This window comes from Pseudomonas sp. FG86, assembly GCF_057808775.1.
The window spans coordinates 25719-48446 of the sequence record NZ_JBMDIS010000015.1; the positions used below are offsets into that span (position 1 = coordinate 25719).

Consider the following 22728-nt stretch of genomic DNA (forward strand, 5'->3'; position numbering starts at 1 on the left):
AAAAGCCCCGACTGGTTCGGGGCTTTTTTTTGGCTGATGAAATCTCAGACGGTGTCGACTGCATCGCGAGCAAGCCCGCCTCAATCTAACCGCCGCGACGGGGCTTGGGCAGGATGGCCAGAAAGTTATCCCGCGCCACCTTGTGCGCAACCTCCTCAGGCAACGCATTCAGGAAGGGATCAAAGCCCCGCATTTCCTTACCCAGCTTGTTGAAACGCCCTACCACATCCGACCCCAGCATAAAGCGCTCCGGGAAGCGCTCTACCAGCGCAACCCATTCCGGCCGGGGCTTACCCGCCTCATCGAGCAAATACGGCGTGAGCATGCTCCAGGACAGGTCGATATACAGATTGGGGTACGCCTCCAGCAGGCGGCTCAGCGTGGGCAGCAAAAAATCCATCTGCACCTGATGGCGATGGATTTCCTTGCTGGTGCCGGCATGGGCCCAGATAAACCGAGTATGCGGATGATTACGCAGCGGTTGTTCGACTTCAGCGAGGTACAGCGGGTTGCGCTCGCGCTTGGAGGTGATGTTGGAATGCAACATCACCGGCAGGTCATTTTCGGCGGCCAGGTGATAGATGCGCGTCATGGCTTCGTTATTGGCCCGCGGTGTATCACCGGAAGTCAGCGCGGTCAGGTCATCATGCCGGGTAAACACTTCGCCAATGCCTTGCCACAGCCCCGGGTTGAGGTCGAGCATCCGCTGGATATGGGCGGCGGAATTCTTGTCGTTGGGGTTGAAGCCGGAAAGAAACGGATGAAAGCGCGAGCGTTGCTCCGGCGTCAGTGCATTGATCGCTGCCGCGACGATGACATCGGTGGCGCTGTACCAGTAGGCATCCGCGTCATCGCCGGCGTAGTAGCGCGGGCGCTTGGGTTCGTCTTCGTGCCATTTCTTCGCCACAGGGATGCCGGAAATCATCACATGCTCAATGCGATTATCCGCCATCGCCTTGAGCAGCTTGTCCATGCCCGCCGTTTCCTGGAAGAAGTCCACGTAATGCAGGTGCGCATCGCTGTAGGCATAATCGCGAGCCTGTACGGCAAGGCTGCTGGCAGCGAGCAACAGGGCTAGACTCAGGCGGGTCCAGGGCACGGTAACACCTCGATAGGGGCTGATACGGGTAGACCTTGGGTGATACATCCGGGTTCATCACGAAAAACACGGAACACCTAAGTGCCAGCATGCTCTATAACTGCAAGACCTTCATCCTGCCCCCTTAGTGAGGTTTGCCATGCCTGTTACCGTCAACACGCTGAACCACGATAACTTTCGTCACAGCGTCAATATCAATAACCATGAGCTGTTCACCGACCTGCCCAAAAGCCTTGGGGGCGACGATTCAGCGCCCTCTCCCCACGATTATTTCGATGCCGCACTGGCGTCCTGCAAGGCCTTGACCGTCAAGCTCTATGCACAGAAAAAGGATATCCCGCTGACGGGCGTCACCGTGGAAGTCACCCACGATGCGACCGAGGAGCAAAAGGGCAAGTACAAGCTCAACGTCAAGCTGACCCTCAAGGGCGTGCTCACCGACGAGCAGCGCAACGAATTGCACCGTGTTGCCGACCGTTGCCCGGTACACAAGCTGATGACTACCGCCGAAGTCACCATTGAGACTCAATTGTCCGAAGGCGCCTTCAGCCAATAGCAGCAACCTCCCGTCGAGCGGGTTATGCTCTGCATCATCTAACCCGCTCAGACTGGGACGCACCATGACCACCCTCACCGTGATCCGCCCTCGCGCCGAAGATGTCGAAGGCCAACCCATCCTGCGCCCGCTGCCGTCGCGCGAATGCCGCAGTGTCGGGCCCTTTGTGTTCTTCGACCATATGCTGCCCACCCACTATGCACCGGGCAGCGGCATGAATGTCCGCCAGCACCCGCATATCGGGCTGTCCACCCTCACCTACCTGTTCGACGGCGCATTGCAGCATAAGGACAGCCTAGGGTCGGACCAGGTGGTGCAAGCTGGCGATGTCAGCTGGATGACCGCCGGCAGCGCGATTGCCCACATCGAACGCACGCCGGCGCCGCTCAAAACCAAGGGATCCAACCTGCACGGCCTGCAAGTGTGGCTGGCCTCGCCCAAGGATCATGAGAGCGGACCTGGCCATTACAGCCATCACCCCGCGGCAAGCTTGCCGGTGAGTGACAATCTGGGCGTACAGATCCGCTTGATCGCCGGCAGTGGCTTCTGCCTCACATCGCCGGTACCGGTGCTATCGCCCACGTTGTATGCCGAGGTGCAGATGCAGCCGGCCACTACCTTGCTGATCCCGGATGAACACGAGGAACGCGCGGTATACGTGCTGGCGGGTGAAGCTCAGTTGGACGGTGAGCCACTTGAGGTGCACAGCCTGGTGGTATTGCCAGCCGGCCAGGAAATGACGCTGTCTGTCGAGAGCGATTGCCACCTGGTGGTGTTTGGCGGCGCGCCGCTGGATGGGCCGCGCAGGATCAACTGGAATTTTGTCGCGAGCGACCCGGCCAGTATTGATCAGGCCAGGCAGCGCTGGGCCGTAGGGGATTGGCCGACGGTGCCGGGGGAGTCAGAAAGAATTGAGTTGCCTGTGAGATAGCTATCGGGGGCAAGCCGAATCGTCGCACCGCCCCTCCCACATTTTGACTGTGTGAATCCAATCAAGTGTGGGAAGGCGCGTGCCCCCGATCAGGCCGGAACAGACGCTGAAGATTTAGCCCTTGAACACTTCATCCAGCAAGTTGTGCATCGACTGGAAAGCCCGCGCAGCGGTCTTCGCGTCGTACATCATCATGCCCGGCACATTGGCGTGCGGATCGGTGAAAGAATGCACCGCGCCGCCGTAGCTCAGCAGTTGCCAATCCACACCGGCCGCGTTCATTTCATCTTCGAAGGCCGGCAACTGCTCCTTGGGCACCAACGGGTCGCTAGCGCCATGCAACACCAGCACCGAGCCCTTGATGTTCTTGGCATCCGCCGGGTTCGGCGTATCGAGGGTGCCGTGGAACGACACGGCAGCCTTCAACGGCGCACCGGTACGCGCCAGTTCCAACGAGCAGCAACCACCAAAGCAGAAACCGAAGGTCGCCAGCTTCGAGGTATCCACGGCGGCTTCGGCCTGGCCCTGCAACTGCTCCAAGGCTGCCTGCATACGCTTATTCAGCAACGGGCGGTCGTTTTTCAATGGCATCATCGCCGCGCCGGCTTCATCACCATTCGATGGGCGAACCTTTTGCCCATACAGGTCGGCGATCAGCACCACGTAGCCCTTGGCGGCAACGCGCTTGGCGATCTCCTCGGCACCCGCACTCACACCCATCCAGTTCGGCGCCATCAGCAGGCCAGGCAACGGACCTTTGTGGCTGGCATCAAACGCCAGGCGGCTTTCATAAGACTGGCCATCAATCTGATAGACCACGGAACGCACGGTGACTTGGCTCATCATTTTCTCCAGTTGAAGATCACTAGAACGGAAATGGGCTGTAGGAACGAGCTTGCTCGCGCCTCCAAACGAAAAAACCCGCCGAAGCGGGTTTTTCTACAACGGTGTTAAACCGACAGTTCAACCAACAGCTTGTTCAGTCGGCGCACATAGGCGGCCGGGTCTTTCAGGCTGTCGCCAGCGGCCAGGGCCGCCTGGTCGAAGAGGATGTGCGACAGGTCGCCAAACCGCTCCTCGCTCTGCTCGCCGTCGAGTTTCTCGATCAGCGGGTGAGCCGGGTTGAATTCGAAGATCGGCTTGGAATCCGGCACCTTCTGGCCGCTGGCCTCGAGGATCTGGCGCATCTGCATGCCCAGGTCCTGCTCACCAATAGCCAGGATCGCCGGGGAGTCGGTCAGACGGTGGGAGACCCGCACTTCACTGACCGCATCCCCCAAGGACGCCTTGATCCGCTCAACCAGGCCTTCTTTGGCCTTGGCGACTTCTTCGGCTTCTTTCTTCTCTTCTTCAGAGTCCAGGTTACCCAGGTCCAGGTCGCCACGCGCCACATCGACGAAAGATTTGCCGTCGAATTCGTTGAGGTAGCTCATCAGCCACTCATCGATGCGGTCGGTCAGCAGCAGCACTTCGATGCCTTTCTTGCGGAAGACTTCCAGGTGCGGGCTGTTCTTGACCTGAGCGTAGGTTTCGCCAGTCAGGTAGTAGATCTTGTCCTGGCCTTCCTTGGCGCGCGCCAGGTACTCGGCCAGGGACACCACTTGCTCGCCGTCGTCACCCTGGGTGGATGCGAAGCGCAGCAGGCCGGCGATTTTTTCCTTGTTAGCGAAGTCTTCTGCCGGGCCTTCTTTCATGACCTGGCCGAAGTTTTTCCAGAAGCCCTTGTACTGCTCAGGCTCGTTCTTCGCCAGTTTTTCCAGCATGTCGAGCACGCGCTTGGTCAGCGCCGACTTCATGGAGTCGATAATCGGATCTTTCTGCAGGATTTCCCGCGACACGTTCAACGACAGGTCATTGGAGTCGACCACGCCCTTGATAAAGCGCAGGTACAGCGGCAGGAACGACTCCGCCTGGTCCATCACGAACACCCGCTGCACGTAGAGCTTCAGGCCCTTCGGCGCTTCACGCTGGTACAGGTCGAACGGCGCACGGGCCGGCACGTACAGCAGCGAGCTGTATTCCAGCTTGCCTTCAACCTTGTTGTGGCTCCAGCTCAGCGGGTTTTCGTAGTCGTGACCGATGTGCTTGTAGAACTCCTGGTATTCCTCGTCCTTGATCTCGGTACGCGGACGGGTCCACAGCGCGCTGGCGCGGTTGACGGTTTCCCACTCAACCGCTGGCGCTTCTTCGCCTTCGGCAGCAGCCTGCTCTTTCGGCAATTCGATCGGCAGAGCGATGTGGTCGGAGTACTTCTTGATAATGTTGCGCAGGCGCCAGCCATCGGCGAACTCGTCTTCACCGGGCTTGAGGTGCAGCACGATGCGGGTACCGCGGTCAGCCTTGTCGATCGTGGCGATTTCAAACTCGCCCTCGCCTTTCGAAGCCCAATGCACGCCTTCGCTGGCGTCAAGGCCGGCGCGACGGCTGAACACTTCGACCTTGTCGGCGACGATGAAGGCGGAGTAGAAGCCCACGCCGAACTGGCCGATCAGGTGCGAATCTTTCTTCTGGTCGCCCGAGAGGTTTTTCATGAAGTCAGCGGTGCCGGATTTGGCGATGGTCCCCAGGTGGGTAATCGCTTCTTCGCGGCTCATGCCGATACCGTTGTCTTCGAGGGTGACGGTCTTGGCGTCCTTGTCGAAGCTCACACGGATTTTCAGTTCCGCGCCACCTTCCAGCAACTCAGGCTTGGACAGGGCTTCGAAACGTAATTTGTCGACAGCGTCAGAGGCGTTCGAGATCAATTCGCGAAGGAAAATTTCCTTGTTGGAATACAGCGAATGGATCATGAGGTGCAGCAGTTGCTTCACCTCGGTCTGGAAGCCCAGGGTTTCCTTTTGAGTTTCCACACTCATGGTCATCAAACTCCAATTGGATGGCAGTGGCCGCGCCCTAAAGGGTTGGCGGCGGGTTGTCATCAAAGTTGGGGGCTAAGACCAGGATTTCAAGGGCGGGCCACCTCCTCAATCTTGAAATGCGCACGCGCAGTGGCAATCGGTTCCGCTGGGGTGCTTTGCCAGGCGGTGATCGCCACATTGGCCACGCGACGGCCCTGGCGCCATACCTGGCATTTGGCGTAGGTGTCGCGAAACTGCCCGGCGCGCAGGTAATCCAGGGAGAAATCGATAATCTTCGGCAGCCCCGGCGCACCGGTAAACACCAGCAGGTGCAACGCCGCCGACAGTTCCATAAAGCCGGCAATCACGCCACCGTGCAGTGCCGGCAATATGGGGTTACCAATGTTGTCCTGGTTGGCCGGCATGCGGAACAACAATTCATCGCCCAGGCGGGTGCACTCGATGCCGATCAGCCTGGCGTAGGGGATCAGGTCGAGCAGCACCGCGTAGTTACCGCGCTGATGGGCTTGTTCGAGTCGGGTTTTGAACCGGTGCGTCATGCTTTCTCTCCCTGGACAGTGCTGCCCAATCCCTGCGTGCCCTTGAGGCGTTTACCCATGCGCATGAACGTGCCCACCACATGGGCAATGGGCTGCTGGGGGTCGTCCTGATAGGCGAAGCCACGGGTAAAGATCACATCGCTGGTCACCCGGTAGCACTGGGCGAAGCCGTACACCGGCTTGTGCGGTTCGGCCGGATGCATGTAGTCCACACGCAGATCCAGGGTCGGACACACCTCGAATTCCGGCAAGACACACAGGGTGGCCATGCCGCAGGCAGTGTCCATCAACGAGGTCAAGGCGCCGCCATGGATCACCCCGCTCAGGGGGTCTCCGACTATGTGCGGCCCGTAGGGCAGGACCAGCGTCATACCCTCTCCATCTGCGTGATGAACGGTAATACCCAGGACCTGACAATGGCGCAGCGCCGATACAAAGCGTGTGGCACGCGCTAACAGTGGATTTTCGGTCATTCGTTCCAGACTCTTATTAGTGTTGATCCGCGGAGTGGGCGCCACGGGCGAAAGTTCCTTGACGCGCGAGGTTTATATATCTACGCAATAAAAGGAACTAATGCTGGCCCCCCACGTTCGAAAGGCCAGTAGATATCTTCAATAAGGAGAAACACCCCATGCGCAAGACTTTAGCTATTTCCATGATGTTGGCCGCTGCCCTCGGTCTCGCTGCCTGCGATAAAAAATCCGAAGACAAAGCCCAAGATGCCGCCGCGCATTCTGAGCAAGCTCAGAAAGATATGGCCAAAGCTCAGGATAAAGTGAACGACGCTGCGAAAGAAAACGCCGATGCTGCCAAAGCTCAGGCTGAATCGAACGCAGCCGCCGCGAAAGAAGCTGCACCCGCTACCCCTGCCACCGGTTCTTGAGACCGCGGCTTGAATTAGCTTCGCTGCAAAAAGAAAGCCCGCTTAAATAGCGGGCTTTACTTTGTCTGCGGTTCTTTACTCTCAGTATTAATACGCTGATCCAGCCTAAGCCACTTCTTTGAGCGCTTCCGAAGGTGGCGTATCCGTCTGGGTATACACCATCACTTGCAGTACGTCGGAATGAAACTCTCGGCGATACAGCACCAGCACCACCCCGCCGCTCATCAACATGAATAACCACGGGCTGACAAACCACGCCAGCATGGTCATGCCGAAGTAATAAGAACGCAGGCCGAAGTTGAACTGATTGGCTGCCATCGAGATAACCCGTGCCGCTCGCAAGGCAAATGCCTTTCGCTCCTGCTCGGACACATGCCGCTCGCCGATCATCGGTGCCGAACCTACCAGCACCGCTGCAAAGTTGTACTGGCGCATGCACCAACTGAAGGTGAAGAAGGCATAGACGAAGACCAGCGCCAGGCAGAGCAGCTTGATCTCCGACATGCCCTGGGAGGCCTGCTGCACCATGGGGATGTCCGCCAGCAATGACACCGCCCGCTCGGAAGCACCCAGCACCGTGAGAATGCCGGCGAGGATGATCAAGGTGCTGGAGGCGAAAAATGAGGCATTACGCTCCAGATTGCCGATCACGCTGGCGTCGGCGATCCGGTTGTCACGCAGCAGCATGCGGCGCATCCAGTCCTCGCGATACAAATGCAGCACGCTGGCCAGGCACGCGGTGTCTCGGGCTTTCCAGGTGGCATAACGGGTGTAGCCGCCCCAACACAGGATGAACCAGAGGGCAGCAAGCAGGTGGATCTGATTGGCTTCGACGAACGACATGCGGGTCCTATTACAGGGTGAATGATGGCGGAATGCGGTTCAAAGGTGGGATGGGCTTGCCCCCTCCCACACTGATCCAGTTCCAACTTTAGAAGGTGTAGTTTCATAAAGCATAAAAAATGCCCCGTATCGATTGATACGGGGCATTTCTATACCGCATGAAACCCGCGTGTTACGCGATGGCTTCGCTGCGCTTACCCAGCAGGCGATCAATGACGACCGCCACACCCAGCGTCATCACCGACGGCACCAGCCAGGCCAGGCCTTGCTCGCTCAGCGGCAGGTTCGCCAGCGGCGAAGGCATCCAGCCCGCCAGGCCGGCGCCCTTGAGCGCGTCGATGCAGCCAAAGATAAACGACACCAGCATCACCGGCCCGACGATACGGCCCTGCTCCTGCCAGAAGTCTTTGCAGAAGCTCAAGGCCACCAGCACGATGCACGGCGGGTAGATCGCGGTGAGTACCGGGATCGAGAACGCAATCAGCTTGGTCAACCCCAGGTTCGACACGAACAGCGAGAACAGCGCCAGGATCACTACCAGGGTCTTGTAGGACAGCGGCAGGATTTTGCTGAAGTACTCGGCGCAAGCGCACGTCAGGCCGACGGCGGTGACCAGGCACGCGAGCGAAATCAACACCGCCAGGAAACCACTGCCCAGGGAGCCGAAGGTGTGTTGCACATAGGCGTGCAATACAGCTGCGCCATTGGCAGCGCCAGCAGCGACTTCATGGCTGCCCGCCCCGAGGCGGAACAAACTGATGTACACCAGCGCCAAACCTACGCCAGCAATCAACCCGGCAATAATCGCGTAACGGGTGATCAGCTTGGGCGATTCAACACCACGGGAACGGATCGCATTGACGATCACAATGCCAAACACCAGTGCCCCCAGGGTATCCATGGTCAGGTAACCATTGATAAAGCCTTGAGAGAACGGTGCAGCAACGTATTCCGGGGTGGCGACACCCACCTCACCGGCCGGCAGGGCAAACGCGGCAATGCCGAGGATGGCCAGCGCGATGATCTTCAGCGGCGCCAGGAAGCGACCCACGGTGTCCAAGAGCCGGCCTGGGTACAGGGAGACAAAGAACACCACCAGGAAATACACCGAGCTGTAGAGGAACAACGCCAGCGGGCTCTCGCCGGTCAGCGGCGCCAGGCCCACTTCAAAAGACACAGTCGCGGTACGCGGGGTAGCGAACAGCGGCCCTACCGCCAGGTACGCCGCTGCCGCGAGCAGGCCACCGGCGATCTTGCCGATCGGGCTGCTCAATGCATCCATGCCGCCACCGACCTTGGCCAGGGCAATCACGGTGACCACCGGCAAGCCGACCGCAGTGATCAGGAAGCCCAACGCCGCCATCCAGACATGAGGCCCGGACTGCAAACCAACGATAGGCGGGAAAATGATGTTGCCAGCGCCCACGAACAGGGCAAAAGTCATGAAGCCCAACGCCAGGATATCCTGGCTTTTCAACACTTTCATTTGAGGAAATACCACACTACTGAATCGGAATTTAGAGAGGGATTCCCTATGGATGAGGGAAATACGGCCGGCCCTTATGGGGACCGACGGGTCTAGCGCGCGGCTTCCTTTTGGGATGTCGGCGCATAAAGAGGCGGCTAGGGTACAGAATTAGCCTGACGAACGCACTGTTGCGGGGCGTACTGTCCGATAAGCGACACTTTCATGTCGCGTTTTCATACCTAATTTGGCAATACAGGCAAATGAACAAACCCAGAACGCACAAAGGCCACCCGAAGGTGGCCTTTGCCTGGTAAAGCGTCAGTTAAGCGCGAGGCTTATTTGACAGCCCAACCGGTCAGCTCGGCCAGGGCCTTGCCGATGTCTGCCAGCGAACGCACGGTTTTAACGCCTGCGTCTTGCAGTGCAGCGAATTTCTCGTCTGCAGTGCCTTTGCCGCCAGAGATGATTGCGCCAGCATGGCCCATGCGCTTGCCAGCAGGGGCAGTCACACCAGCGATGTAGGAAACAACCGGCTTGGTCACGTGTGCCTTGATGTAGGCAGCCGCTTCTTCTTCAGCCGAACCGCCGATCTCACCGATCATCACGATCGCTTCGGTCTTCGGGTCTTCCTGGAACAATTTCAGGATGTCGATGAAGTTCGAACCTGGAATCGGGTCACCGCCGATGCCGACGCAAGTCGACTGACCGAAACCGGCGTCAGTGGTCTGCTTCACAGCTTCGTAGGTCAGGGTGCCGGAACGGGAAACGATACCGACTTTACCTGGCAAGTGAATGTGACCTGGCATGATGCCGATCTTGCATTCGCCTGGAGTGATCACGCCTGGGCAGTTAGGGCCGATCAGGACTACGCCCAGCTCGTCGCACTTAACTTTAGCGTCCAGCATGTCCAGGGTAGGAATGCCTTCGGTGATGCACACGATCAGCTTGATGCCACCGAATGCCGCTTCCAGGATCGAGTCCTTGCAGAAAGGAGCTGGAACGTAGATCACGCTGGCGGTGGCGCCAGTGGCAGCTACAGCGTCTTTCACGGTGTTGAACACGGGCAGGCCCAGGTGCTCGGTGCCGCCTTTGCCCGGCGTTACGCCGCCAACCATCTTGGTGCCGTATTCGATGGCTTGCTGGGTGTGGAAACTACCTTGCGAACCGGTAATACCCTGGCAGATAACTTTGGTGTCTTTATTGATCAGGACGCTCATTATTTGCCCTCCGCAGCTTTGACAACTTGTTGAGCAGCGTCGGTCAGGCTGGTAGCCGCGATGATGTTCAAACCGCTTTCTGCCAGTACTTTAGCGCCCAGTTCAGCGTTGTTGCCTTCAAGGCGAACAACAACCGGGATTTTAACGCCGACTTCTTTCACTGCACCGATGATGCCTTCGGCAATCATGTCGCAACGAACGATGCCGCCGAAGATGTTGACCAGTACTGCAGCGACGTTGGAGTCGGACAGGATGATCTTGAAGGCTTCGGTTACGCGTTCTTTGGTAGCACCACCGCCTACGTCGAGGAAGTTGGCTGGTTTGCCGCCATGCAGGTTGACGATGTCCATGGTACCCATGGCCAGGCCGGCACCGTTGACCATGCAACCGATGTTACCTTCCAGGGCTACGTAGTTCAGTTCGAACTTGGCAGCGTGCGCTTCGCGCGGATCGTCCTGCGACGGATCGTGGAAAGTCTTCAGCTTAGGCTGACGGTACATGGCGTTGGCGTCGATGTTGATCTTGGCGTCGAGGCAGTGCAGATCGCCGTCAGCCTTGATCACCAGCGGGTTCACTTCCAGCAGGGCCAGATCGTGATCCTGGAACAGTTTGGCCAGACCTACGAAGATCTTGGCGAACTGGGCAACTTGCTTGCCTTCCAGGCCCAGCTGGAAAGCCAGCTCGCGACCCTGGAATGGCTGAGCGCCAACCAGTGGATCGATCGTGGCTTTCAGAATTTTTTCTGGGGTTTCGTGAGCGATCTTCTCGATGTCCACGCCACCTTCGGTGGAAGCCATGAACACGATGCGACGGCTCGAACGGTCAACGACAGCGCCCAGGTACAGCTCTTTAGCGATATCAGTGCACGATTCAACCAGGATCTTGGTGACTGGCTGGCCATTGGCATCAGTCTGGTAAGTCACCAGACGCTTGCCCAGCCACTGCTGTGCGAAGGCCTTGGCGTCTTCTTTGCTGCGAACCAGCTTAACGCCGCCCGCTTTACCGCGACCACCAGCGTGGACCTGGGCTTTGACAACCCATTCAGTGCCGCCGATTTTGTCGCAAGCTTCTGCTGCTGCTTCCGGGGTGTCTACTGCGTAGCCCTTGGAAACTGGCAGGCCGTATTCAGCGAACAGCTGCTTACCCTGATACTCGTGAAGATTCATGCTTTTTACCGTCTTCGTTAGGTACTGCGCATTCGGCGCTGCGCTCATTATGAGTGCCGCGCCACCTGTGACTGCTGCTTACGCAACTTGCCGGACTTGGGCCCGGTCAAGCTGCGCAAGACTGCGTCCAGCGGATATTCCGCGGTGAGTCTTGCGCGCAAGGCTCACGACGGGCAACCGCCGTGGTTTCTTATTATCTCGTTCAGCGCTTCTTCTTGTTGGCGATGTGGATGGCATGGCCATTCACTGCCAGCGCGGCTTCGTGCAACGCTTCGGACAGGGTCGGATGGGAGAAGACCATCATGCCGATGTCCTCGGCACTGGTGCCGAATTCCATACCGATTGCGCCCTGCTGAACCAGCTCTGCTGCGCCTGGGCCAATCACGTGGACGCCCAATACGCGGTCAGTCTTGGCATCAGCGATGACTTTGACAAAACCACCGGTGTCGTTGGCTGCCATGGCACGGCCAGAAGCGGCAAACGGGAAGGTGCCGACGTTAACTTCAACGCCTTCAGCTTTCAACTGCTGTTCGTTCTTGCCGACCCATGCAATTTCCGGGTGGGTGTAGATAACCGATGGGATCAGGTCGTAGTTCATCTGGGTTTTATGGCCCTTGATGCGCTCGACAACCATGATGCCTTCTTCGGAAGCCTTGTGCGCGAGCATCATGCCGCGAACCACGTCGCCAATGGCGTAGACGCCAGGAACGGTGGTAGCGCAGTGATCGTCAACGTGGATGAAGCCACGCTCGTCGATGTTCACGCCGCTGTCGGAAGCCAGCAGGTCGGTGGTCACTGGACGGCGACCCACGGCGACGATCAGCTTGTCGAACGTGATGGTCTGTTCGCCATCCTTGTCGGTGTAGGTCACAACGACTTCTTCGCCGTTAACCTTCGAGCCGGTCACGCGAGCGCCCAGCTTGATGTCCAGACCTTGCTTGGTCAGGGTTTTCAGCGCTTCCTTGGACACCGCGGTATCGGCGGCCAGCAGGAACGTGTCCAGGGCTTCGAGCACGGTGACCTGGGAACCCAGGCGGGACCAGACGGAACCCAGCTCCAGGCCGATCACGCCAGCGCCGATCACGCCCAGGCGCTTAGGCACGGCTTGGAATTCCAGGGCGCCAGTCGAATCAACGATGACTTTCTGGTCAACAGGTGCCGGTGGAATGTCGATTGGACGCGAACCTGGCGCCAGGATCACGTTCTCGGCTTCGATGATTTCTACCGAACCATCTGGCTTGGTGATTTCAACTTTCTTGCCGGCCAGCAGTTTGCCGTGGCCTTGCAGGGAAGTGACGCCGTTGGCCTTGAACAGGGTCGCAACGCCAGAGGTCAGGCCTTTGACGATGTTGGCTTTACGGCCGACCATCGCGGGTACGTCCATGGTCACGCCAGCGTGGTTGATGCCGTGGATGGCAAAACCGCTTTGCGCTTCGTGGAATTTCCAGGAGCTGTCCAGCAGCGCCTTGGAAGGAATGCAACCAACGTTCAGGCAGGTACCGCCCAATGCCAGTTTGCCTTCCTTGTCGGTGTATTTTTCGATGCAAGCAGTCGAGAGGCCCAATTGTGCGGCCTTGATGGCGGCAACATAGCCGCCAGGGCCTGCACCAATCACTACAACGTCAAATTTCTGCGACATGAAAATAGTTCCTCTATTTAGCAGCAAGCTTTCAAGCCGCAAGCCCCAAGCCCGGCTGCCTTCTCCGGCAGCCTGTCACTCGAGGCCTGCAGCTGCTTCTATCAGATATCCAGCAGCAGACGAGCCGGGTCTTCCAGCAGGTTCTTGATGGTCACCAGGAAAGTCACGGCTTCTTTACCATCGATCAGGCGGTGATCGTACGACAGCGCCAGGTACATCATTGGGCGGATCACGACTTGGCCGTTGATGGCCATCGGACGCTGGATGATGTTGTGCATGCCCAGGATTGCGGCTTGTGGCGGGTTGACGATCGGTGTCGACATCATCGAACCGAAGGTACCACCGTTGGTGATGGTGAAGGTACCACCGGTCATCTCGTCGATGGTCAGCTTGCCGTCACGGGCCTTCTTGCCGAAGCCGGCGATGCCGCCTTCGATTTCAGCCAGGCTCATCAGCTCGGCGTTACGCAGAACCGGAACCACCAGGCCACGGTCGCTGGACACGGCAACGCCGATGTCTGCATAGCCGTGGTAGACGATGTCGCTGCCGTCGATGGAAGCGTTGACTGCCGGGAAGCGCTTCAGCGCCTCGGTGGCCGCTTTCACGAAGAACGACATGAAGCCCAGGCGCACGCCGTTGTGGGACTTCTCGAACAGGTCCTTGTACTTCGAACGCAGGGCCATGACTTCGGTCATGTCGACTTCGTTGAACGTGGTCAGCATCGCCATGTTCGACTGGGCTTCAACCAGGCGCTTGGCCACGGTGGCACGCACGCGGGTCATCGGTACGCGCTTCTCGGTGCGGTCGCCGGCAGCGAACACAGGCGCAGCGGCAGCTGGGGCAGCAGCCTTGGCAGGCGCGGCAGCCGGAGCGTTTTTCTTGGCTTCAACCGCAGCAACCACATCTTCCTTGGTCACACGGCCGTCTTTGCCAGTGCCTTTGATGGAAGCCAGGTTGATGCCGTTTTCTTCCGCCAGCTGGCGCGCAGCCGGGGCAGCGATTGGGTCTTCACCACCAGCAGCCGGTGCGGCAGCTGGAGCCGAAGCAGCGACAGCCGGTGCAGCGGCGGCTGGAGCGGCGGCAGCACTGCCCTCTTCGATCGAGCCCAGGACCTGGTTGGACAGGACGGTGTCGCCCTCGTTGGCAACGATTGCGCCCAGGACGCCGTCGGCTTCGGCCAACACTTCCAGTACGACTTTGTCAGTCTCGATGTCGACGATCAGGTCGTCACGCTTGACGGCCTCGCCCGGTTTCTTGTGCCAGGTGGCAACGGTGCCATCGGCAACCGATTCCGGGAATGACGGGGCTTTGATTTCGATAGCCATTATCTGTGGGTCCTTAAAATTCGGTTTCAGTCAGCGCGAAGGCGTTAAACAGTGAAAGCATCTTGCAGCAGTTTTTCCTGCTGCTCGGCGTGCATCGACGCATAACCACAAGCAGGTGCAGCAGAAGCATCACGACCGGCATACTCCAGGCCCAGGGCCTTGTTGTGGTTACCGATGCTGCGACGCAGGTGATGCTGGCTGCTGTACCACGCGCCCTGGTTCATCGGTTCTTCCTGACACCACACGACATTCGTGAGGTTGGTGTAAGGCGCGATGATCTCCATCAGGTCATCTTCCGGGAACGGGTAAAGCTGCTCGATACGCACGATGGCGATGTCTTCGCGGCCTTCGGCACGGCGTTTTTCCAGCAGATCGTAGTAGACCTTGCCGCTGCACAGGATCAGGCGAGTGACCTTGGCGGCGTCCAGCGTATCGATTTCTGGAATCACGGTCTGGAACGAACCATCCGCCAGATCTTCCAGGGTCGAGATGGCCAATTTGTGACGCAGCAGCGATTTCGGGGTCAGCACTACCAGCGGCTTGCGCAACGGGCGGATCACCTGGCGACGCAGCAAGTGGTAGATCTGCGCCGGGGTGGTCGGCACGCACACCTGGATGTTGTGCTCGGCGCACAGCTGCAGGTAACGCTCCAGACGGGCCGAGGAGTGCTCCGGGCCCTGACCTTCATAACCATGTGGCAGCAGCATGGTCAGACCGCACAGACGGCCCCACTTGTGCTCACCGCTGGTGATGAACTGGTCGATCACCACTTGTGCGCCGTTGGCGAAGTCGCCGAACTGGGCTTCCCAGATCACCAGCGCGTTAGGCGTAGTGGTCGAGTAACCGTATTCGAACGCCAGTACGGCTTCTTCGGACAGGAACGAATCGTACAGGTCGAAACGTGGCTGGCCTTCGTACAGGTTCTGCAACGGGATGTAGGTGCCCGCGTCTTTCTGGTTGTGCAATACCGCGTGACGGTGCGAGAACGTACCACGGCCGATGTCCTGGCCGGTCATGCGGATCGGGTGACCTTCGAACGCCAGGGTCGCGTACGCCATGGTTTCGGCATAACCCCAGTTGATCGGCAGGCCGCCGGCTTGCATCTTCTGACGGTCTTCGTAGATCTTCGCAACTTGGCGCTGTACCACGAAGCCATCCGGGATTTCCAGCAGCTTGGCGGACAGTTCCTGCAGGGTCTTCAGATCGAACGAGGTGTCGTGACGCGCCGTCCAGGTGTGACCCAGGTACGGACGCCAATCAACGAACAGCTCTTTGTTCGGCTCTTTGACCAGGCTTTTTACTACATGCAGACCATTGTCCAGCGCGTTGCGGTATTCATCGATCTTCGCCTGAACACGCGCATCATCAACGATACCGGCCTTGATCAGGCTTTCGGCATACAGCTCACGGGTGGTGCGCTGCTTGGTGATCTGCTGGTACATCAACGGCTGGGTGCCGCTTGGTTCATCGGCTTCGTTGTGACCGCGACGGCGGTAGCAAACCAGGTCGATCACCACGTCACGCTTGAACTGCATGCGGTAGTCGACAGCCAGTTGGGTCACGAACAGCACGGCTTCCGGATCATCACCATTCACATGGAGGATCGGCGCCTGGATCATCTTGGCAACGTCGGTGGCGTACTCGGTGGAACGCGCGTCCAACGGGTTGCTGATGGTGAAGCCCACCTGGTTGTTGATGACGATGTGAACGGTGCCGCCGGTCTTGAAGCCGCGAGTCTGCGACATCTGGAAGGTTTCCAGGACCACGCCTTGACCGGCGAATGCCGCGTCACCGTGGATGGAAATCGGCAGGACCTTTTCACCGGTGGAATCGTTACGACGATCCTGGCGAGCACGGACCGAACCCTCGACCACTGGAGAAACGATTTCCAGGTGGGATGGGTTGAAGGCCATGGCCAGGTGAACTTCACCGCCGGTGGTCATCACGTTGGACGAGAAGCCCTGGTGGTATTTAACGTCACCGGAACCCAGCTCGACCTTCTTCTTGCCTTCGAACTCGTCGAACAGCTCGCGCGGGTTCTTGCCAAAGGTGTTGACCAGCACGTTCAAGCGGCCACGGTGGGCCATGCCGATCACGATTTCCTTGGTGCCGTAGGAACCGGAACGCTGGATCAGCTCATCGAGCATCGGAATCAGGCTCTCGCCGCCTTCCAGGCCGAAACGCTTGGTGCCCGGGTATTTGGTGCCCAGGTATTTTTCGAGACCTTCGGCTGCGGTCACACGCTCAAGCAGGTGGCTGCGCACATCGGCGGACAACACCGGACGGCCACGCACGCCTTCGAGGCGGTGCTGGAACCAGTGGCGCTGTTCGGAATCGGTGATGTGCGTAAACTCAGCGCCGATGGTGCGGCAATATGTCTGCTGCAACGCTTCGTGAATTTCGCGTAGGCTCGCTTCCTCTTTGCCGATGAACAGGTCGCCGGCACGGAAGGTCGTATCAAGATCGGCATTGGTCAAGCCGTAATGATTGATCGACAGGTCTGCAGGTGCAGGACGCTTCCAGAGCCCCAGCGGGTCGAGCTGGGCCGCCTGGTGGCCACGCATACGGTAGGCCTGGATCAGTCGCAGTACTTCAACTTGCTTCTTCTCGTGCTCACTGCTCACGCTTGCGGCGGAAACCGGCTGGGCGCGGCGCTGGTTCTTTGCCAGCAGCACGAACTGATCGCGAATTGTTGCGTGCGATACATCGGTGGCAGCGTTGCCGTCTGAAGACAACGTCTGAAATTTGGTGCGCCATTCTTCTGGCACAGCGTTAGGGTCGTGCAGGTAGAGCTCATAAAGCTCTTCCACATAGGCAGCGTTACCACCTGAAAGATAGCCGCTGTTCCACATGCGCTGCATCACGCTTTCTTGCATGCTTGGTCACCCTCGATTTGGGGACACCACCGGCGAAAACACCGAGTTTGCTTGCAAAAGGCCAAGTGCAGCGACCAAAACAAGCCACTTAGGATCACGCTGATAGTTCGGGTACCAACCCGAATGCCCCTGCTTGTCTCATTTCTTCAAAATAAGAGCCGCGGCTTTGTAAGTCGCTGCTCAAGTTAAAACTACGGCGCCGGTTGAAGCCTGCGCCGCAGCATTTACGGGCACAACGGTCCTGCTTTGCTACAACGTCAGTTACACGCCGCTTTGCAGCAACATGTTACGGATGTGACCAATGGCTTTAGTCGGGTTCAAGCCTTTGGGACATACGTTGACGCAGTTCATGATCCCGCGGCAGCGGAATACGCTGAACGGGTCATCCAGTGAAGCCAGACGCTCGGCAGTCTTGGTGTCACGGCTGTCTGCCAGGAAGCGGTACGCTTGCAGCAGAGCGGCTGGGCCCAGGAACTTGTCCGGGTTCCACCAGAAGGATGGGCACGACGTCGAGCAGCAAGCGCACAGGATGCACTCGTACAGGCCATCGAGCTTTTCACGCTCTTCCGGGGACTGCAGACGTTCGATGGCCGGAGCCGGCGTGTCGTTCTGCAGGAATGGCTTAACTTTCTCGTATTGCTTGTAGAAGATGCTCATATCGACGACCAGGTCACGGATAACCGGCAAACCTGGCAGTGGACGAACAATCAGCTTGTTGCCTTTAACAACGGCGGACAGCGGCGTGATGCACGCCAGGCCGTTCTTGCCGTTGATGTTCATGCCGTCGGACCCGCACACACCTTCACGGCAAGAGCGACGATAGGAGAAACCTTCGTCCTGCTCTTTGATCAGGGCCAATACATCCAGCACCATCAGGTCTTTACCACCGGTATCGACCTGGAACTCCTGCATGAACGGCGCAGCGTCCTGATCAGGGTTGTAGCGATAAACACTGACTTTCAACATGGCAGCCACCCTTAGTAAGTCCGAATCTTCGGTTCAAACGTCGGAACCGTCTTCGGCGAGAAGTTCACGGCACGCTTGGCAACGCGCTTTTCACCCGGGAAGTACAGGGTGTGGCACAGCCAGTTCTCGTCGTCGCGATCTTCATAGTCTTCACGAGCGTGAGCACCACGGGATTCCTTACGAACCTCAGCGGCAATCGCAGTCGCTTCGGCCACTTCCAGCAGGTTTTGCAGCTCAAGGGCTTCGATACGAGCGGTGTTGAACGCCTGGCTCTTATCGTTGATCTTGACGTTGGCGATACGCTTGCGCAGGTCAGCCAACTGGGCAATCCCCTTCTGCATGTATTCGCCAGTACGGAATACACCGAAGTAGTTCTGCATGCAGCTTTGCAGCTCGCGACGCAGGGTAGCCACGTCCTCGCCATCAGTACGCTCGTTCAGAGCGGTCAGACGTGCCAGGGCCGCTTCGATGTTGGCGTCGGTAGCGTCATCGTATTCGATGCCGTCGGTCAGCGCCTTTTCCAGGTGCAGGCCAGCAGCACGACCGAATACCACCAGGTCGAGCAGCGAGTTGCCGCCCAGGCGGTTGGCGCCGTGAACCGATACGCAAGCCACTTCGCCCACGGCGAACAGACCATGGATGATCTCGTCCACACCGTCTGCGTTCTGGGTGATCGCCTGGCCATGAATGTTGGTCGGAACACCGCCCATCATATAGTGGCAAGTCGGAACGACCGGAACCGGGGCAACGACCGGGTCAACGTGCGCGAAGGTCTTGGACAGCTCGCAAATACCGGGCAGGCGGCTGTGCAGCACTTCTTCGCCAAGGTGATCGAGCTTGAGCAGCACGTGGTCGCCATTCGGGCCACAGCCGTTACCGGCAATGATTTCCTTGACCATCGAACGGGCTACAACGTCACGACCGGCAAGGTCTTTCGCGTTCGGAGCATAGCGCTCCATGAAACGCTCGCCGTTCTTGTTGATCAGGTAGCCACCTTCACCACGGCAACCTTCGGTAACCAGTACACCAGCGCCGGCAATACCGGTCGGGTGGAACTGCCACATTTCGATGTCCTGTACCGGCACGCCGGCACGCAGTGCCATGCCGACGCCGTCACCGGTGTTGATCAGGGCATTGGTAGTCGAAGCGTAGATACGACCTGCACCACCGGTCGCCAGAACAGTCGCCTTGGCGCGGATATAGGTGGTTTCACCGGTTTCGATGCAGATGGCAATCACGCCGACGAATGCGCCGTCCTGGTTTTTCACCAGGTCAACCGCGTAGTACTCGTTCAGGAACGTGGTGCCGGCTTTCAGGTTGCCCTGATAAAGGGTGTGCAGCAACGCGTGACCGGTACGGTCGGAGGCGGCGCATGTACGGGCAGCCTGGCCGCCTTTACCGTAATCCTTCGACTGGCCGCCGAATGGACGCTGGTAGATACGGCCTTGCTCGGTACGGGAGAACGGCAGGCCCATGTGGTCCAGCTCGAACACCGCGGCCGGGCCTTCCTGACACATGTATTCGATAGCGTCCTGGTCACCGATGTAGTCGGAACCCTTGACGGTATCGTACATGTGCCAGCGCCAGTCATCGTTCGGGTCGGCAGACGCGATGGCGCAGGTGATGCCACCCTGGGCCGATACGGTATGGGAACGCGTCGGGAACACCTTGGTGATCACGGCAGTCTTGTGACCACCCTGAGCCAGCTGCAGCGCTGCGCGCATGCCAGCACCGCCACCACCAATAATGATGGCGTCGAAGGAAATAGTTGGAATGTTAGCCATGGATCAGATACCCCAAAGAATCTGCACACCCCAGACGAAGTAAGCGAACATCGCGACGCCGCATACTGCCTGGAAGAGAAACCGTACTGCGGTCGCGGGCTTGCCCAGCGCCATCGGCGTCAGGTAGTCGGTCGCGATGGTCCACATGCCGACCCAGGCGTGAGCGCCCAGGGCTACAAGGGCCAGCAGACTGAAGATTCGCATCGCATTGTGGGAAAACAACCCGTGCCATTGCTCATAGCCAATGCCCGGGTTTGCGACGAGGTATCCGATCAGGAAAATGAAATAAGCCGCGAGAACGACCGCAGACACACGCTGTGCCATCCAGTCATAGAGGCCCGAACGCGACAGATTCGTTACGCTGGTTACCATATCCAAACTCCTGCCAGAACGATCAGCACCACGGAAATGGCGATGACGATTTTCGAGCCGCGGCGGCCGCCTTCCAGCGTCTCACCGATGCCCATATCCATAATCAAGTGGCGCACGCCGGCTACCAGGTGATAAAGCAGAGCGGACAGGAGGCCCCATGCTACGAACTTGGCCAGAGGGCTGGTCAAGCATGCCTTCACCTCGGCATAACCTTCCTCGGAACCCAGGGATTTGCTCAATGCATAAAGCATGATGCCCAGGCCCAGGAACAGGATGATGCCGGAAACACGGTGCAGGAACGACGTAACGCCGGTGATGGGGAGTTTGATGGTCCTTAGGTCAAGGTTTACAGGTCGTTGGCTATTCTTCACGGCTTTTTTTCACACTGAAGAGCCCCTAACAATCAGGGCAAAGTTGTAGGGGAGTGCACTGGTCAGGTAAGCACCACCCAGGGAGTGCGACCCCCAATGAAAGCAAGCCCAAAAGCCCTTGGCGGTCGGTGGCCGAGTATAGACAGTTAGGTTACTAATGACAACGCGCGCACCTCACCCTAATAGCGGATTGCGCTGGAGGGATAAAAGGCGTAAATGGCAGTCAATTTCGAGGAAAAAGTACGGTTAAAGCCTTCTGGAGCAAGACTTTAGGCAAATTGACATCTGAATTTATCTCACTATAGTGGTGCGGGCCCTGCGTGGGGGGTCTGTCTGATGATTTGAAGCATAAATAGGAGGCCACATGGCTGACAAAAAAGCGCAGTTGATCATCGAGGGCGCAGCCCCCGTCGAGCTGCCCATTTTAACCGGCACCGTTGGTCCCGATGTTATCGACGTACGGGGCCTGACGGCCACGGGCCGTTTCACTTTCGACCCAGGCTTCATGTCGACCGCCTCTTGCGAGTCGAAGATCACCTATATCGATGGCGATAATGGCATTTTGCTGCACCGGGGCTACCCGATCGAGCAACTGGCTGAAAAATCGGACTACCTGGAAACCTGCTACCTGCTGCTAAATGGCGAACTGCCAACAGCCGAGCAAAAAGCCCAGTTCGTCAGCACCGTCAAGAACCACACCATGGTTCACGAGCAGTTGAAGACCTTCTTCAACGGCTTCCGCCGCGACGCCCACCCGATGGCCGTCATGTGCGGTGTGGTTGGCGCCCTGTCTGCCTTCTATCACGACTCCCTCGACATCAATAACCCGCAGCATCGCGAAATTTCCGCGATCCGCCTGGTTGCCAAGATGCCGACCCTGGCCGCAATGGTTTACAAGTACTCCATGGGGCAACCCATGATGTACCCGCGCAACGACCTGACGTACGCGGAAAACTTCCTGCACATGATGTTCAACACCCCGTGCGAGATCAAACCGATCAGCCCGGTACTCGCCAAGGCAATGGACCGGATCTTCATCCTCCACGCCGACCACGAGCAGAACGCCTCCACCTCTACCGTGCGCCTGGCGGGCTCTTCGGGTGCCAACCCGTTCGCCTGTATTGCCGCCGGTATCGCCGCACTGTGGGGCCCTGCCCACGGCGGTGCAAACGAAGCCGTACTGACCATGCTCGATGAAATCGGCGATGTCTCGAACATCGACAAGTTCATCGCCAAGGCCAAGGACAAGAACGATCCGTTCAAGTTGATGGGCTTCGGTCACCGGGTCTACAAGAACCGCGACCCACGCGCCACCGTCATGAAGCAGACCTGCGACGAAGTGCTGAAGGAACTGGGCATCAACAACGATCCGCAACTCGAACTGGCCATGCGCCTGGAAGAGATCGCCCTGACCGACCCGTACTTCATCGAACGCTCGCTGTACCCGAACGTCGACTTCTACTCGGGGATCATCCTCAAGGCGATCGGCATTCCAACCAGCATGTTCACCGTGATCTTCGCCCTGGCGCGGACCGTGGGCTGGATCTCCCACTGGAAAGAAATGCTCTCCAGCCCGTACAAGATTGGCCGCCCGCGCCAGCTGTACACCGGCTACGAGTCGCGTGACATCACCAAGCTGGAAGATCGCAAGTAAGCATTAACGGCTTGTTTGTAATGAGAACGGCCTCCCTCAGTGGAGGCCGTTTTTGTTTGTGTCGCCTGATCTACCGCCATCGGGGGCAAGCCCCCTCCCACATTGAACTGTATTCCAAATGTTGTACTCGGTTAACGGTGAGAGGGGGCTTGCCCCCGATGACATTAGTACAGACAACACG

20 protein-coding genes are annotated in these 22728 nt (G+C 58.5%); 4 read left to right on the top strand and 16 right to left on the bottom strand.

All coding sequences use genetic code 11. The features are described 5' to 3' along the window. Positions 1-85 precede the first annotated feature (85 nt). On the bottom strand, positions 86-1099 hold the full coding sequence (locus ACODSV_RS12525; RefSeq protein ID WP_024074314.1) for an amidohydrolase family protein: 1014 nt from the start codon (positions 1097-1099) through the stop codon (positions 86-88). 139 nt (positions 1100-1238) lie between these two features. On the opposite strand from ACODSV_RS12525, the gene ACODSV_RS12530 reads away from it, so the two are divergent. Both ACODSV_RS12530 and ACODSV_RS12535 read left to right on the top strand, forming a co-directional pair. Beyond that, positions 1239-1655, top strand: a complete 417-nt coding sequence (locus ACODSV_RS12530; protein ID WP_024074313.1) for an OsmC family protein — start codon at positions 1239-1241, stop codon at positions 1653-1655. Positions 1656-1719: 64 nt separating this feature from the next. Beyond that, on the top strand, positions 1720-2586 hold the full coding sequence (locus ACODSV_RS12535; protein ID WP_150055032.1) for a pirin family protein: 867 nt from the start codon (positions 1720-1722) through the stop codon (positions 2584-2586). 114 nt (positions 2587-2700) lie between these two features. On the opposite strand, the gene ACODSV_RS12540 is transcribed toward ACODSV_RS12535, so the two are convergent. The 4 genes from ACODSV_RS12540 to ACODSV_RS12555 form a co-directional block, all read right to left on the bottom strand. Beyond that, positions 2701-3429: a dienelactone hydrolase family protein gene (locus tag ACODSV_RS12540; RefSeq protein WP_024074311.1), complete on the bottom strand. Its 729-nt coding sequence runs from the start codon at positions 3427-3429 to the stop codon at positions 2701-2703. Positions 3430-3536: 107 nt separating this feature from the next. Further along, the gene (htpG, locus tag ACODSV_RS12545; RefSeq protein ID WP_041161130.1) at positions 3537-5441 is read right to left on the bottom strand and encodes a molecular chaperone HtpG; all 1905 of its coding nucleotides are present in this window, start codon (positions 5439-5441) and stop codon (positions 3537-3539) included. An 89-nt stretch (positions 5442-5530) separates the two neighbouring features. After that, a complete protein-coding gene (locus ACODSV_RS12550) occupies positions 5531-5983 on the bottom strand; it encodes a PaaI family thioesterase (RefSeq protein ID WP_024074309.1) in 453 nt (150 codons plus the stop codon). Then, positions 5980-6456, bottom strand: a complete 477-nt coding sequence (locus tag ACODSV_RS12555) for a PaaI family thioesterase (protein ID WP_024074308.1) — start codon at positions 6454-6456, stop codon at positions 5980-5982. The genes ACODSV_RS12550 and ACODSV_RS12555 overlap by 4 nt, the downstream gene beginning before the upstream one ends. 158 nt (positions 6457-6614) lie before the next feature. Here ACODSV_RS12555 and ACODSV_RS12560 point away from each other — a divergent pair, with 158 nt between their 5' ends. Next, the gene (locus ACODSV_RS12560; protein WP_012723095.1) at positions 6615-6866 is read left to right on the top strand and encodes a hypothetical protein; all 252 of its coding nucleotides are present in this window, start codon (positions 6615-6617) and stop codon (positions 6864-6866) included. A gap of 105 nt (positions 6867-6971) precedes the next feature. Here ACODSV_RS12560 and ACODSV_RS12565 read toward each other — a convergent pair whose 3' ends face one another. The 11 genes from ACODSV_RS12565 to sdhC form a co-directional block, all read right to left on the bottom strand. Then, positions 6972-7709, bottom strand: coding sequence for a DUF599 domain-containing protein (locus tag ACODSV_RS12565; protein WP_150056264.1), 738 nt, complete (start codon positions 7707-7709; stop codon positions 6972-6974). Between the two features lie 172 nt (positions 7710-7881). Then, complete coding sequence (gene brnQ / locus ACODSV_RS12570; RefSeq protein WP_150053973.1) at positions 7882-9195, bottom strand: branched-chain amino acid transport system II carrier protein; 1314 nt, start codon at positions 9193-9195, stop codon at positions 7882-7884. A 317-nt stretch (positions 9196-9512) separates the two neighbouring features. Beyond that, positions 9513-10394 carry a succinate--CoA ligase subunit alpha gene (sucD, locus tag ACODSV_RS12575; protein WP_003172813.1) on the bottom strand — a complete coding sequence of 294 codons (882 nt, stop codon included), beginning with the start codon at positions 10392-10394 and terminating at the stop codon, positions 9513-9515. Beyond that, complete coding sequence (sucC, locus tag ACODSV_RS12580) at positions 10394-11560, bottom strand: ADP-forming succinate--CoA ligase subunit beta (protein WP_003233235.1); 1167 nt, start codon at positions 11558-11560, stop codon at positions 10394-10396. Before sucC ends, sucD begins: the two co-directional genes overlap by 1 nt. A gap of 202 nt (positions 11561-11762) precedes the next feature. Next, the gene (gene lpdA / locus ACODSV_RS12585) at positions 11763-13199 is read right to left on the bottom strand and encodes a dihydrolipoyl dehydrogenase (protein ID WP_024074305.1); all 1437 of its coding nucleotides are present in this window, start codon (positions 13197-13199) and stop codon (positions 11763-11765) included. A gap of 101 nt (positions 13200-13300) precedes the next feature. Further along, positions 13301-14524, bottom strand: a complete 1224-nt coding sequence (gene odhB, locus ACODSV_RS12590; RefSeq protein ID WP_024074304.1) for a 2-oxoglutarate dehydrogenase complex dihydrolipoyllysine-residue succinyltransferase — start codon at positions 14522-14524, stop codon at positions 13301-13303. Positions 14525-14568: 44 nt separating this feature from the next. Next, the gene (locus ACODSV_RS12595) at positions 14569-17400 is read right to left on the bottom strand and encodes a 2-oxoglutarate dehydrogenase E1 component (protein ID WP_024074303.1); all 2832 of its coding nucleotides are present in this window, start codon (positions 17398-17400) and stop codon (positions 14569-14571) included. A 261-nt stretch (positions 17401-17661) separates the two neighbouring features. After that, positions 17662-18366, bottom strand: a complete 705-nt coding sequence (locus ACODSV_RS12600) for a succinate dehydrogenase iron-sulfur subunit (RefSeq protein ID WP_024074302.1) — start codon at positions 18364-18366, stop codon at positions 17662-17664. Positions 18367-18377: 11 nt separating this feature from the next. Then, the gene (gene sdhA / locus ACODSV_RS12605; RefSeq protein WP_024074301.1) at positions 18378-20150 is read right to left on the bottom strand and encodes a succinate dehydrogenase flavoprotein subunit; all 1773 of its coding nucleotides are present in this window, start codon (positions 20148-20150) and stop codon (positions 18378-18380) included. Positions 20151-20153: 3 nt separating this feature from the next. Further along, complete coding sequence (gene sdhD, locus ACODSV_RS12610) at positions 20154-20522, bottom strand: succinate dehydrogenase, hydrophobic membrane anchor protein (RefSeq protein ID WP_024074300.1); 369 nt, start codon at positions 20520-20522, stop codon at positions 20154-20156. Beyond that, positions 20516-20893: a succinate dehydrogenase, cytochrome b556 subunit gene (gene sdhC / locus ACODSV_RS12615; RefSeq protein WP_024074299.1), complete on the bottom strand. Its 378-nt coding sequence runs from the start codon at positions 20891-20893 to the stop codon at positions 20516-20518. Before sdhC ends, sdhD begins: the two co-directional genes overlap by 7 nt. 364 nt (positions 20894-21257) lie before the next feature. On the opposite strand from sdhC, the gene gltA reads away from it, so the two are divergent. After that, on the top strand, positions 21258-22547 hold the full coding sequence (gene gltA / locus ACODSV_RS12620; RefSeq protein WP_003222994.1) for a citrate synthase: 1290 nt from the start codon (positions 21258-21260) through the stop codon (positions 22545-22547). Positions 22548-22728: the final 181 nt, after the last annotated feature.

Bases quoted from the DNA above. Each gene is read 5' to 3' on its own strand.
- ACODSV_RS12565 (WP_150056264.1), bottom strand. From the start codon at position 7,709: ATGTCGTTCGTCGAAGCCAATCAGATCCACCTGCTTGCTGCCCTCTGG.
- ACODSV_RS12550 (WP_024074309.1), bottom strand. From the start codon at position 5,983: ATGACGCACCGGTTCAAAACCCGACTCGAACAAGCCCATCAGCGCGGT.
- sucC (WP_003233235.1), bottom strand. From the start codon at position 11,560: ATGAATCTTCACGAGTATCAGGGTAAGCAGCTGTTCGCTGAATACGGC.
- brnQ (WP_150053973.1), bottom strand. From the start codon at position 9,195: ATGAAAGTGTTGAAAAGCCAGGATATCCTGGCGTTGGGCTTCATGACT.
- gltA (WP_003222994.1), top strand. From the start codon at position 21,258: ATGGCTGACAAAAAAGCGCAGTTGATCATCGAGGGCGCAGCCCCCGTC.
- ACODSV_RS12540 (WP_024074311.1), bottom strand. From the start codon at position 3,429: ATGAGCCAAGTCACCGTGCGTTCCGTGGTCTATCAGATTGATGGCCAG.
- htpG (WP_041161130.1), bottom strand. From the start codon at position 5,441: ATGAGTGTGGAAACTCAAAAGGAAACCCTGGGCTTCCAGACCGAGGTG.
- ACODSV_RS12560 (WP_012723095.1), top strand. From the start codon at position 6,615: ATGCGCAAGACTTTAGCTATTTCCATGATGTTGGCCGCTGCCCTCGGT.
- sdhA (WP_024074301.1), bottom strand. From the start codon at position 20,150: ATGGCTAACATTCCAACTATTTCCTTCGACGCCATCATTATTGGTGGT.
- odhB (WP_024074304.1), bottom strand. From the start codon at position 14,524: ATGGCTATCGAAATCAAAGCCCCGTCATTCCCGGAATCGGTTGCCGAT.
- ACODSV_RS12530 (WP_024074313.1), top strand. From the start codon at position 1,239: ATGCCTGTTACCGTCAACACGCTGAACCACGATAACTTTCGTCACAGC.
- ACODSV_RS12535 (WP_150055032.1), top strand. From the start codon at position 1,720: ATGACCACCCTCACCGTGATCCGCCCTCGCGCCGAAGATGTCGAAGGC.
- ACODSV_RS12595 (WP_024074303.1), bottom strand. From the start codon at position 17,400: ATGCAAGAAAGCGTGATGCAGCGCATGTGGAACAGCGGCTATCTTTCA.
- ACODSV_RS12600 (WP_024074302.1), bottom strand. From the start codon at position 18,366: ATGTTGAAAGTCAGTGTTTATCGCTACAACCCTGATCAGGACGCTGCG.
- lpdA (WP_024074305.1), bottom strand. From the start codon at position 13,199: ATGTCGCAGAAATTTGACGTTGTAGTGATTGGTGCAGGCCCTGGCGGC.
- sdhD (WP_024074300.1), bottom strand. From the start codon at position 20,522: ATGGTAACCAGCGTAACGAATCTGTCGCGTTCGGGCCTCTATGACTGG.
- ACODSV_RS12555 (WP_024074308.1), bottom strand. From the start codon at position 6,456: ATGACCGAAAATCCACTGTTAGCGCGTGCCACACGCTTTGTATCGGCG.
- sucD (WP_003172813.1), bottom strand. From the start codon at position 10,394: ATGAGCGTCCTGATCAATAAAGACACCAAAGTTATCTGCCAGGGTATT.